This is a genomic window from Commensalibacter communis, from assembly GCF_947179015.1.
Lineage (GTDB): Bacteria > Pseudomonadota > Alphaproteobacteria > Acetobacterales > Acetobacteraceae > Commensalibacter > Commensalibacter communis.
Genome location: NZ_CAMXCM010000001.1, coordinates 631,681 through 643,366, shown reverse-complemented (window position 1 = coordinate 643,366; position 11,686 = coordinate 631,681). Strand labels below are relative to the sequence as shown.

Below are 11,686 nucleotides of genomic sequence, written 5' to 3'. Positions count from 1 at the left end.
CTTATATCCCTTCATGTAATGCAACAGAGCGAAAAGAGGAAAAACCATAATGACGTAACCAACGCACATCACCCTCATAAAAAGAGCGTAAATCGGAAATACCATATTTTAACATGGTCAATCGTTCAATTCCCATTCCAAACGCAAATGCTTGCCATTCACTGGGATCGACACCACAATTAGCCAATACGCGGGAATGCATCATTCCTGATCCTAAAATTTCCAACCAGTCAGAACTTCCCCCTAATTCGCCTGTTTTACGGTTCCAACCAATATCAATTTCCATTGAAGGTTCTGTAAATGGGAAATAAGAAGAACGAAAACGAACAGGTAAATGAGGAATACCAAAGAACGCACGTAAAAAATCAATTAAACATCCTTTGAGATGACCCAACGTAATTCCTTTGTCGACGACCATTCCCTCACATTGATGAAACATCGGAGAATGTGTCGCATCGTGATCTGCACGATAGGTGCGGCCCGGTGCAATAATACGAATAGGTGGTTCTTGATCTAATAAAGTCCGAATCTGAACGGTTGACGTCTGAGTTCTTAGTAAATTTTGTTGCCCATCAAGCGTCTTTGTTGGAAGATAAAACGTATCATGATCCGCACGTGCAGGATGATTTTTATCAATATTCAATGCCGAAAAATTAAACCAGTCCGTGTCGACATTGGGACCCTCTGCGACTTTGAAACCCATTGCGCCAAAAATCGCAATAATTTCTTCAACAGTTCTGCGTAAAGGATGTAAAATACCCGAAGTCACCGTCACAGGCATCGTCACGTCGATGGCTTCCGCGTTTAATTTTTCGTTTAAAGCAATTTCTTCTAAGACCACTTTGCGGGTTTCTATGGCTTGTGTAAGCTCATCACGTAAACGATTTAAAATGCCCCCGCGTTCTTTTCGTAGTTCTGGAGGACATTTTCCTAATTCTTTTAATTTTTGCGTTAATGGTGCTGATTTTCCAAGCGTTGCAACACGAACGGCATCCCATGCACGTAGATCTTGTGCTTGATCTAATGCTGATAACGTATCTTGTTTGATACTTTCTAGATCTTGATCCATTTAAACCCTCAATAAACAAAAAAAGGGCCGCCTTTACAGACTGCCCTCTTTCCTATTCATTATCATGAACAGACAAATCTCATTATGAAGACTTAAGCGAGAGCCGCTTGTGCCTTTTTAACAATTTCTGCAAATGTTGCTGCATCATCATATGCAATCGCAGCCAAAACTTTACGATCCAATTCGATGCCAGCTTTGTTTAAACCATTGATGAAACGGCTATATGTTAGCCCGTGTTCACGAACAGCAGCATTAATACGTTGAATCCACAATGCACGGAAATCACGTTTTTTCACGCGACGATCACGATATGCGTATTGTAAAGATTTTTCTAGACGTTCCAACGCAATACGATAGTTCGTAGATGAACGACCGCGGAAACCTTTGGATTGTGCTAATACTTTTTTATGACGTGCGTGTGAGGTAACGCCGCGTTTTACTCTTGCCATAGTTCAAAAATTCCTTAACGTGATAGGCCGTATGGAGCCCATTGTTTAACCGTACGACCATCTTGTGGTTCTAATACCTGAGAACCGCGATTGGTACGTTTTGCTTTTTGTGAACGGTTAATCAAACCGTGGCGCTTATTACCAGGTCCAGCAAGGACTTTACCTGTAGCGGTAATTTTAAAACGTTTTTTGACCGATGATTTGGTCTTCATCTTGGGCATTTCAATCTCCTTTGAATACAAAGTTTCACATCCCATCATGGGAGACGTCACCAGAAGGGCATGCCCTGTATTTTCAGCCCAACCCGTAAACGTAGTGTGTTTATATAACCACTATTCATCATAAGCTCAAGCGAAAACATTAATCACAAATAAAAAATTTTATTTTTTGAAATAAAATGAATATAGAAAATAGATCATTCATTTCATATTTTTTTAAGCTTTATCCCAATGCCTCTTTCTAGTATTAAACAAACCCTTTCCTCTATCAAAACAATCAATTTAACCAGCGAACGTGCAGGTATGATTTATATCATTGCTGCTGGATGTATTTGGGGATTTGGTGGCGTTGTTGGTCAATATATTATGCAATATAAACATATTGATGCAGCGTGGATTATTGGTATTCGGTTATGGCTTCCTGGATTATTACTGCTGTCTCTATGCTATCGAAAACATAAAAGCACGATCTTTAATCCGTTAAAAAACCCTCAAGAGTTAATGTTACTTATTATCTTTTCAGTTGTTGGGATGATGGCATCTCAGCTTTTTTATTTTTTAACGATTAAATATTCAAATGCGGCGACAGCTACCATCTTACAATATTTATATCCAGTGATTATTGCAATTATTTTGGCAATTTATTTAAGAAAAAGACCATCAATTTATGTGATAATTGCAATTATTCTGGCAATAACGGGTGCCTTTTGTCTTGTCACAGATGGATCAATTGACAAAATAACACTGCCAGCAAAAGCCATTGTTTATGGATCAATTTGTGTAATCGGATCTGTCACCTATACGCTCCTACCTATTCCACTATTAAAAAAATACAACACCACCACCATCGCAGGTTGGGGAATGTTTATTGGTGGGATTATCTTAAACTTCTTCCACCCTTTCTGGCAATTTTCAGGTATCTTAGATTTTACAGCAATTTTGAGCATCATTTTCATTATCTTTGCCACAGGAATGTTGGCTTTTTTACTTTATTTGATTGGTGTAAAAATCCTCGGCAGCTCAAAGGGAAGTATTTTGGCAACCATTGAACCTCTGGCTGCGGCTTTTTCATCTGTTCTTTTCTTAAACGTAAAATTCTCTTGGGTCGATTGGTTTGGCGCAGCTTGTATCATTGCAATGATTGTTATTCTGGCCAAAAATAAAGTTTAAATATCATAGCAATTCTGTTCAATATTATTCTAATTATGATGATGATTGACGGATAAATCATCATCATAAACTCAATATGAGTTAGGCTTTATTTAATAATTCCAGATCCTCTTGATCCAGTTGAATGGTTAAAGATTTCACTAAACTCTGTAATTGTGAAATAGTCGTTGCACTTGCAATCGGAGCAGTCACCTCTTTTTGCGCTATTAACCACGCCAATGAAATTTCTGCACATGTTGCTTGATGTTTGTCAGAAATTTGATCCAAAAGACCCAACATATACACACCACGGTCATTCATGTATCCGGCAACTTTTTCACCACGAGGCCCTTGATTCAAATCCTCTATACGACGATATTTGCCTGATAAAAAGCCTGATGCCAAACTATAATAAGTAATAACACCAATTTCTTCGTCAACAACTAACTTTCTTAACTCTGGATTAAATTGTTCACGATCATACAAATTATATTCTGGTTGTAATGTTTGATATGCTGGCAAGCTATGTTCTTTAGCAACCCTCAAAGAATCCGATAATTGTTGGGCAGTATAATTAGAAGTACCAATCGCTTTTATTTTTCCCTCTTTCAACAATTGTTCATAAGCGGATAAAGTTTCTTCATATGATGTTTCTGGATCTGGCCAGTGTGATTGATATAAATCAATCACCTCAATGTGCAGCCGCTTTAAAGAATCCTCTACAGAACGCATAATCCAACGTTTCGACAGGCCTTTGTGATCGCCCCCCATATCAGAACCAACTTTGGTAAAAATCGAAACTTTATCTCGTTTATGTGGGTTGGCTTTTAACCACTTCCCGATGATAGTTTCTGACTCTCCCCCTTGGTTTCCAGGCGCCCAACGAGAATATACATCGGCTGTATCAATGGCGTTTAACCCCAAATCAACAATCGCATCTAAAATCTCAAAACTCTCTTTTGCATCCAACGTCCAACCAAAAACATTTCCCCCAAAAACAAGAGGAACAATTTCGATATTAGTTTTGCCCAAAGTTCTCTTTTGCATGACGCATACCTTTCAACATGATTTATGTATAATTTCTTCAAAATTATATTATGATAGCAGCAACAAACGAAGTAAATTTTTGCTAGTATCGAATAAAGATAAAATGTCCTTGCCGATCCAAAGATATCCAATTAAAAGATTAAAATAAAAGATCATTTCATTAGAATTTAATTATCAGGATGATTTATTATGGTCGATATTCGCCACATTATCAAAGAAAGAGAATTGCTATTGTACTCCCATATTCCTGTTGGGGTCTTTCGTAATTCTGGTGAATGGCCAGAGCCTGAGTATCAACATTCCTTGTTTTTATATACAAATGATCCTAGTGAAAGAATCATAGAATGGATTATCTATCACCAACGTATAGGTTTTTCACATTTCTACATTTACTCTTATCATGATGATCCAGCATATTTTTATCAACAATTATTACCTTTTTTAAATTCTGGATCATCTTTAATCACATATTACCATTACGCTGACCCTGGCAATGCACATCAAGCTTTTTGCCATTTTTATCGGAATCACAGCCATGAAACAAAATGGATCTTGTGGTTAAATATTGATGAGTTTCTATGCCTTAAAAATGCTGCCACTATTCAAGATTTTTTACTGCCAGACCTTCAAGAAATTGATGCTGTATATTTTAATATTTGTCACTATGGACATAGCCATTTTGAATCAGCACCTGAAGGAGACATCTTATTAAACTATACATTGCGATCACGCAACGTATCCTCCCTTACCAGAGTCATGATACAAGCCCAAAGCGTACCTTATAGCAAACTATTTTACCAGTTTTCTACTGACTTTCAACATCGTTATGATTACTTAGATCCAGAGTTAAATTCCATAAATGTTTTAGGGGATGATTTGTCTGAATATTTCACGGATTATCCGTTAGATGCTGATAATTACCTTAAACAAAAAAACCAACATTCAAATATATTAGACACTGCTTATATTGCTCATTTTGGTCTCCCCTCTATCGTTTTTATAGAAAATCAACATAATAACGAACGCTTTACTTATTATGGTGGCCAAACTTTTTCTATTCCTAATCCGTTAAAGGATACCATCGATTATTTTGATCAATTCAATTTGATTGAAGATAGCTTTCTTTATGAATTATGGATTAATCATATTATTACAGCATGGAATCATAGTGTGTTTCCTGTCAATTTCTGGCATTTATTATCCACAAACAAGCCTGCTATACAAAGCTCTACCGCACATGAATGTTCTGTTGAAGAAGATGCAACCAAACTGGTCAATGATTTATTATTAGGAACCGCTCAAAATTTAACTAAAATAGAAGATAACCCTTGGTGGCAAATTGACTTAGAAGAAATTACCTTTATCCATGAAATTCAAATTTTTAATCGTTTAGATCAAAATGTTCAAGCAAACTGTTTATTCGAAATCTTTGCCTCTACGAATGGGAAAATCTGGCAATGTATAGCAAGAAAAATAAGCCCAGCATTATTCGGTGGTATGGATGGGACTCCATATGTTTGGACTTCAGAGAAAGGCATTTCTGCACGTTTTATAAAACTGGTAATTCCAGGCAATAATAAACAAATCGGTTTGGATCAAATCCAAATTTTTGGCAACATAGTACAAAATTAATATTGAAATGACGATATCCAATACTTCTTATACACATTTGATCTACGACCATGAATTAATGCTCTATCCTTATGCACCTTTGGGGATATTACATAATCAAGGACAATGGCCTAGTTCTAAATATAATATCAGCGTTGTTACTTCTGCCTCTATCGAAAATTTAAATATTATTGAATGGCTTGCCTACCATCAAATGTTAGGCATCGATCATATCTATATGTATTGCACAGACAGTGATCCTACAGATTTGTATAGAAAAATTATGGCTTTTACTTTTGGGGAAAAGCCATTTATTACTTTTCTACATTATCGTTTTTCAAAATCTAAGACGCAATTATATTTTCATTTTATTCGCAATTATTTACATGAAACAAAATGGTATATTCAATTAGAAAATGTTGATTTTATTTACATTAATGAAAACCAATCTTTATCTAATTTCATCAACAGCTTTACAAATGTAAATGCAATATATTTTAATATGGTTCTTTATAACAATAAAGAAGCTGATACATCTACAAACAACTCAACCTTCTTTGAGCAAAATACGCCTATTGATTATCCTTTTATATATACTAAACTGATGGTAAAGAGCCAATCATGTCCATATCAATTTATATTTAATCATTTAAGTAATAGATTTGACCATCATATTGATGATAATCAGTTAATGCTTTCCTCTTGTAATGTTCTACGTCAAGATATGAAACAATATTATAAAATTTTCCCCGAACACGCATTGCAATTGATGAATTCTACTACACAAGACGAAATTATTAAAACAGCTTATATAGCTCACCTTTGCGATATCAACTCCATACAAAAGGATATTAAGAATTTTCCGGTATTACCGACAGATCATCATTTCCAAGACAATTCTGAGCCTTTTATAGCTTCACGAAATGATGATGATAAATGTGTAGAACAAAATAAACACTCGCCCATATTACAATTATACAATCCAAATAAATATTGGCAAAAAAACAAGAAAAAAATGTGGAAAAATTCAATATTTCCTTCATTTTCATCAGAACTGTCACTGCTTTCAAGTCTAAAACCCTGTCGACAAAGTTCCATAGCATTCAAAAATAAAACAACAGAAGAATCCGCTTACATTCTTGCCAATGGGCAACTGAAAGGCGTTGCACAAAGTGTTACCCAACAAGAAAGCAATCCATGGTGGGAGATCGATCTTCAAGAGAACCATATTATTATCAATATTTATTTGTTTAACAGTATAGATCCTTATACCAGTAACATGAAGCACTTTACTATCGAAAGCTCCGAAGATCATGAAATATGGACCGTCAGACACCGAAAAACAAATAATGACTTATTTGGTGGTGTCGATGGTTCTTATTATAAATGGCTGCATCCTTTGGGAATAAAAGCAAGATGGATTAGAATTATTGTGCCAGGAGACAATCAAATATTTTCTATGGATCAAATACGTATTTTAGGTATGGAATTTCAAAAAAATTCATTTCATAAAAAGAATAATATTTTCAAAGATCAATATAGTCAAAGATAAGAATAAAGGATATATTCTTGCGATGTATAAAAAAATAGCTATTTTCACCCTTTTATTTGCTCTGACTATTGGTGTTGTTTTATATTATAAACATCAGTCACGGTTGGAACATGGTGCTTATACAGCTTTACAGTCAGGTTATCTGAACCTCAAAAAAGGTAAAAAGCTGCAGGCCATGGGTGATTTTAGCTTTTTAAGTGAATTTTACGGTCACAAAAGAAATAGTACCGTTCAAGAAATCGTCGCTGAAGCACTACTTAAAAAAGCTGAAATTTTGGTTGAGGTTAAAAATACTGATGATGCTATTCTTACATTAGAACGATTAAGCAATTTATTTCTAGATAGCAAAAATCAGAAATTAAAGGATGATGTTGCCCTGGCTCTCTTCAGGCAAGGTAATCTTTTATTAGAACAAAAAGAATATGAACCTGCAATGCTTGCCTTGTCGCATCTTGTATCAGTTTATGGAAGAAGTGATAATATTAAAATTAAACGTATGGTTGCCCAAGCCATGTATCAAGAAACAGAGATATTAAATCATTGGGAAAAAAAAGACACTGCCCTGAACATCCATTCTGCTATCATTGAACAATTTATTAACGAACAAGATCCAGAAATCAGATTAGTCACGGCAAAATCTTTGATGGCACGTACTGTTAACCGTTTGAATAATAGAGAATGGGGGCCTGCTCTTTACAACAGCAATCTATTTATTAAAATTTTTAGTAAAGATGCCTCGCCTACAATCAAAGAATTCCTTGCACATAATCTTTTATATCGTGCAGAAATTCTTCATAGAGTTAAAACAATCCCAGAAGATCAGAAAAAATTGTTTGGTGATAATCCTCAAGAAGCAGCATTAACCACTTATGACGAATTATTATCCGCTATTGATAAGCATAAAGAGGGCGAATATCAGCGTTATAAAATAACAGCGTTGCTTGGAAAAGCACAAATATTTCAACAACAGAAAAAATATACAGAAGCTTTAAATCTATGTAATCAAATCTATGAATCTTTTGCTGATATTGATGCCACCAAAATAAAAGATGTCGTTGCTAAATCTTTGCTCACCAAAGCGCAGATTTTAAATACTCTACAGCAGTATAAACAAGCACTGATCGTATATCAACAAATTATACAATCCTATCATTATGATGATAGTCACAATACGATTAACGATGTTCTGCTTTCTGCATATATTGAAAGCAGCGCTATATTAGTACAATTAGATAATAATGCCGAAGCCTTGAAATTGTTATCTCAAGCCGTTCAAATTTTTCAAAATACTCATAATGAACGTCTATACTATAAAGTCAGCGAAGCTTATATGGCTATGGCTGAACTTCAAGTCAAAATGCATTTATATGATGATGCGCTTTCATCATATACCAGCCTAATATCAATGGCACACCATAAAACCTTATCCTCTATTCGTTACAATGGTGCATTAGCAATTATAAAAAAGGCAAACCTTTTGATCCAATTAAAAAAGGGAAGTGATATTAAACAAACCTATGACCTCTTAACGACCTTTTACCAAAATGATGAAGATATGAAAGTTCGTGAAATCGTTGCTCAAGGAATGTATGGGCGTGCAAAAAGTTTGTTTGAACATAATCGTGGTTATACTGCTGTTGATATTATACGTAAAATCTTTAAATTATTCGATAAAGATAAAAGTAATCCTGTAATTCATGACGTTTTAGAAAAAACAAAAGAGTTGCAAAAACAGCTTGGCTCAACAATTGTTTGGTAAGGACTGACAATGAAAAAAGCACTTGTCATTCGTCACCTTCTTTTTGAGGATTTAGGCATATTTGAAGATGAATTGATTGACATCAACTTTCAAATTCAATATGTAGAAGCCCCAATAGTAAACTTTAACCAATTAAATATAGCAGAATATGATCTATTAATTATTCTGGGCGGACCAATTGGTGCATTTGACGAAGAACTTTATCCTTTAATTGTTCAAGAGCTTTCTTTTATACAGAACTATCTTGAAACGGAAAAACCAATACTCGGGATTTGCCTAGGTGCTCAGTTAATCGCACGTTTATTAGGCGCCAAAGTCTATCCGATGCAACATAAAGAAATTGCTTTTTCAACATTAACGATTAACAAAGAAGTAATAAATAACCCACTTATTAGCCTCGAAAATATACCAATACTCCATTGGCATGGGGATCAATTTGATATTCCTGCAAACTGCCACCCCCTAGCCTCTAGCACTTTATGTCCTAACCAAGCCTTTTCTTATAAAGATCATGTATTGGCACTACAATTTCATATGGAAGTTGATACTAAAAAAATTGAACAGTGGTTGGTTGGGCACAATCATGAATTAATCACAGCAAAAATTGACCTCAACCAATTAAGAATTGATGCAAAAAACTATAATCAACTTATAACACAGGCTGGAAAAGCCACTTTTGTGAAATGGTTGGCGCGGATTGAATCTAAGTAGATCTATCCTCTTGTTTTTTCATTCTTTCTAAATGTTGTTTAAGCTCACCCCATCCAGATTGTGATATATATTCATTTCTTAAATTTTTTAAAAAAAATTTTATAGAAAAACATTCTAAAACGAACTAATTGACTGTTTTTAGTCCTGTATTCTTGTGTGTTTTTCCATAACGACTCTCTATTAAAACCATATATGAAGAACAAGGGTTTGAAGATTAAAATAACATATAGGCGCTATCCATTTAAAATAAACCGTTTCCACATATTTCAATCGGAAAACGCTTCGCAACATAAGCAATACTGTAATAATCCATTTTATTATCAACAGATATTTCTGATAAAGCTTCACATAGATCAATATCTGAATATATTTGGCTCATTTTCTTACTCTACGTTTGCTGTTTTGCCCCAACCTTTTTTTAAAATCAAATTACAAACAAAAAAGCTCTATATTGAAAATATAGAGCTTTTTCTTTGATATACTAATCAGAAATTAGTTTTTACTTTTATCAACCAAACGGTTTTTAGCAATCCATGGCATCATGTCACGTAATTTAGAACCTGTTTTTTCGATTTGATGTTCGTTTAGCAAATTACGACGTGCTTTAAGGCTAACTTGACCTACTTTATTATCGGTCATGAATTTATTCACGAATGTACCATCTTGAATATCTTTCAAAATATCACGCATTGCTTGACGAGATTCACTGGTAATAACACGTGGACCAGAAACATATTCACCATATTCAGCGGTATTTGAAATTGAATAGTTCATATTTTCGAAACCGCCTTCATAGATCAAATCCACGATTAATTTCATTTCATGCAAACATTCAAAATATGCCATTTCTGGGGCATATCCAGCTTCAACCAATGTTTCAAAACCATTACGGATAAGATCAACAACACCACCACAAAGAACAGCTTGTTCACCAAATAAATCAGTTTCACATTCTTCACGGAAGGTTGTTTCAATTACACCAGCACGACCACCACCAATTGCAGAAGCATATGATAATGCGATTTCCAACGCATTACCAGATGGGTTTTGATGCACAGCCACCAAACAAGGAACCCCACCGCCACGTTGATATTCAGAACGCACTGTATGGCCAGGGCCTTTTGGTGCAATCATAAATACGTCAAGATCAGCACGTGGTTCGATTAATTTGAAATGCACGTTTAAACCATGAGCAAAAGCAATTGCTGCACCTTGTTTTAAGTTAGGAACAACTTCGTTTTTGTATGTTTCAGCTTGTGATTCATCTGGTGTTAAAATCATCACAACATCAGCCCAAGCAGATGCTTCTGCAACACTCATGACTTTTAAACCAGCAGCTTCGGCTTTTTGTGCACTTGCAGAACCTGGACGAAGACCAATAGCAACCTCTTTGACGCCACTGTCTTTCATATTATTTGCATGAGCATGCCCTTGGCTGCCATACCCTAAAACCGCAACTTTTTTACCTTTAATCAAATTTACATCAGCGTCGCGATCATAATAAACACGCATTTTTATTTTCCTTGTATTAAATCAACAAAATTAAATTGTCTGACAGCCACGTCCAATGGCTGCTATCCCAGTCCGAGATAACTCTACCAGACCCAAAGGACGTAATAAATCCACAAAAGCATCAATCTTTTCTGTTTTACCAGTCAATTCAAAAACTAAAGAATCCACACTTGCATCAACAACTTGTGCTCTAAAAGCATCAGCCAAGTTCAATGCCTCTGCTCGTTCAGAACCTTTAGAAACTACTTTAATCAAAGCCAGCTCTCTTGCCACATAAGGACCTTGCTGACATAAATTCACAACTTGATAAACAGGAATTTGTTTATTTAATTGTTCTTTGATTTGATTAATAACCATTGGCGTTCCAGAAGTTAAAATATTAATTCTGGATTTACGCCCATGATCGTCCACAGGGGCAACGGTTAGGCTTTCGATATTATAACCACGCCCTGCGAATAATCCAATAACTCTTGATAAAACACCACTTTCATTTTCAACAATCAATGAAAAGATCGCTTTAATAAACTCATCTTTTTCTTGTTGTGCGCTACGTTGTAATGTTTTTTTATCAATATAATCCATTGCTTTATTCCTGATGTCTGAGTTTAC

General features: G+C 35.0%; 12 protein-coding genes. 5 read left to right on the top strand and 7 right to left on the bottom strand.

Annotated elements, in window-relative coordinates; genetic code table 11:
- Position 1: 1 nt before the first annotated feature.
- From pheS to rpmI, 3 genes are all read right to left on the bottom strand, one after another.
- Positions 2 to 1,069: a phenylalanine--tRNA ligase subunit alpha gene (pheS, locus tag PQG54_RS03020; protein WP_271788946.1), complete on the bottom strand. Its 1,068-nt coding sequence runs from the start codon at positions 1,067 to 1,069 to the stop codon at positions 2 to 4.
- A gap of 92 nt (positions 1,070 to 1,161) precedes the next feature.
- Complete coding sequence (gene rplT, locus PQG54_RS03015) at positions 1,162 to 1,518, bottom strand: 50S ribosomal protein L20 (RefSeq protein ID WP_271788947.1); 357 nt, start codon at positions 1,516 to 1,518, stop codon at positions 1,162 to 1,164.
- Between the two features lie 14 nt (positions 1,519 to 1,532).
- Positions 1,533 to 1,739, bottom strand: a complete 207-nt coding sequence (gene rpmI / locus PQG54_RS03010) for a 50S ribosomal protein L35 (protein ID WP_271788948.1) — start codon at positions 1,737 to 1,739, stop codon at positions 1,533 to 1,535.
- Between the two features lie 228 nt (positions 1,740 to 1,967).
- On the opposite strand from rpmI, the gene PQG54_RS03005 reads away from it, so the two are divergent.
- Positions 1,968 to 2,906 carry a DMT family transporter gene (locus PQG54_RS03005; protein WP_271788949.1) on the top strand — a complete coding sequence of 313 codons (939 nt, stop codon included), beginning with the start codon at positions 1,968 to 1,970 and terminating at the stop codon, positions 2,904 to 2,906.
- Between the two features lie 81 nt (positions 2,907 to 2,987).
- Here the strand turns inward: PQG54_RS03005 and PQG54_RS03000 are convergent, their stop codons facing one another.
- Entirely contained in the window at positions 2,988 to 3,932 is a 945-nt protein-coding gene (locus PQG54_RS03000; protein WP_271788950.1) for an aldo/keto reductase, read from the bottom strand.
- 189 nt (positions 3,933 to 4,121) lie between these two features.
- Between PQG54_RS03000 and PQG54_RS02995 the strand changes: the two genes are divergently transcribed.
- The 4 genes from PQG54_RS02995 to PQG54_RS02980 are packed head-to-tail and all read left to right on the top strand — an operon-like array spanning position 4,122 to position 9,565.
- Complete coding sequence (locus PQG54_RS02995) at positions 4,122 to 5,564, top strand: discoidin domain-containing protein (protein ID WP_271788951.1); 1,443 nt, start codon at positions 4,122 to 4,124, stop codon at positions 5,562 to 5,564.
- A gap of 7 nt (positions 5,565 to 5,571) precedes the next feature.
- Positions 5,572 to 7,095, top strand: a complete 1,524-nt coding sequence (locus tag PQG54_RS02990) for a discoidin domain-containing protein (RefSeq protein ID WP_271788952.1) — start codon at positions 5,572 to 5,574, stop codon at positions 7,093 to 7,095.
- Positions 7,096 to 7,117: 22 nt separating this feature from the next.
- Positions 7,118 to 8,854 (top strand): tetratricopeptide repeat protein, encoded by a 1,737-nt coding sequence (locus tag PQG54_RS02985; protein WP_271788953.1) that lies wholly within the window; start codon positions 7,118 to 7,120, stop codon positions 8,852 to 8,854.
- 9 nt (positions 8,855 to 8,863) lie between these two features.
- Positions 8,864 to 9,565 (top strand): glutamine amidotransferase, encoded by a 702-nt coding sequence (locus tag PQG54_RS02980; RefSeq protein WP_271788954.1) that lies wholly within the window; start codon positions 8,864 to 8,866, stop codon positions 9,563 to 9,565.
- 241 nt (positions 9,566 to 9,806) lie between these two features.
- Here the strand turns inward: PQG54_RS02980 and PQG54_RS02975 are convergent, their stop codons facing one another.
- From PQG54_RS02975 to ilvN, 3 genes are all read right to left on the bottom strand, one after another.
- Positions 9,807 to 9,944 (bottom strand): hypothetical protein, encoded by a 138-nt coding sequence (locus PQG54_RS02975; RefSeq protein WP_271788955.1) that lies wholly within the window; start codon positions 9,942 to 9,944, stop codon positions 9,807 to 9,809.
- 113 nt (positions 9,945 to 10,057) lie between these two features.
- Positions 10,058 to 11,077: a ketol-acid reductoisomerase gene (ilvC, locus tag PQG54_RS02970; protein WP_271788956.1), complete on the bottom strand. Its 1,020-nt coding sequence runs from the start codon at positions 11,075 to 11,077 to the stop codon at positions 10,058 to 10,060.
- A gap of 30 nt (positions 11,078 to 11,107) precedes the next feature.
- Complete coding sequence (ilvN, locus tag PQG54_RS02965; protein ID WP_271788957.1) at positions 11,108 to 11,659, bottom strand: acetolactate synthase small subunit; 552 nt, start codon at positions 11,657 to 11,659, stop codon at positions 11,108 to 11,110.
- Positions 11,660 to 11,686: the final 27 nt, after the last annotated feature.

Excerpts from the sequence above, each read along its gene's own strand:
- ilvN (WP_271788957.1), bottom strand. The coding sequence starts at position 11,659 with ATGGATTATATTGATAAAAAAACATTACAACGTAGCGCACAACAAGAA.
- PQG54_RS02975 (WP_271788955.1), bottom strand. The coding sequence starts at position 9,944 with ATGAGCCAAATATATTCAGATATTGATCTATGTGAAGCTTTATCAGAA.
- PQG54_RS03005 (WP_271788949.1), top strand. The coding sequence starts at position 1,968 with ATGCCTCTTTCTAGTATTAAACAAACCCTTTCCTCTATCAAAACAATC.
- PQG54_RS02990 (WP_271788952.1), top strand. The coding sequence starts at position 5,572 with ATGACGATATCCAATACTTCTTATACACATTTGATCTACGACCATGAA.
- PQG54_RS03000 (WP_271788950.1), bottom strand. The coding sequence starts at position 3,932 with ATGCAAAAGAGAACTTTGGGCAAAACTAATATCGAAATTGTTCCTCTT.
- PQG54_RS02985 (WP_271788953.1), top strand. The coding sequence starts at position 7,118 with ATGTATAAAAAAATAGCTATTTTCACCCTTTTATTTGCTCTGACTATT.
- ilvC (WP_271788956.1), bottom strand. The coding sequence starts at position 11,077 with ATGCGTGTTTATTATGATCGCGACGCTGATGTAAATTTGATTAAAGGT.
- rpmI (WP_271788948.1), bottom strand. The coding sequence starts at position 1,739 with ATGCCCAAGATGAAGACCAAATCATCGGTCAAAAAACGTTTTAAAATT.
- rplT (WP_271788947.1), bottom strand. The coding sequence starts at position 1,518 with ATGGCAAGAGTAAAACGCGGCGTTACCTCACACGCACGTCATAAAAAA.
- PQG54_RS02980 (WP_271788954.1), top strand. The coding sequence starts at position 8,864 with ATGAAAAAAGCACTTGTCATTCGTCACCTTCTTTTTGAGGATTTAGGC.
- pheS (WP_271788946.1), bottom strand. The coding sequence starts at position 1,069 with ATGGATCAAGATCTAGAAAGTATCAAACAAGATACGTTATCAGCATTA.
- PQG54_RS02995 (WP_271788951.1), top strand. The coding sequence starts at position 4,122 with ATGGTCGATATTCGCCACATTATCAAAGAAAGAGAATTGCTATTGTAC.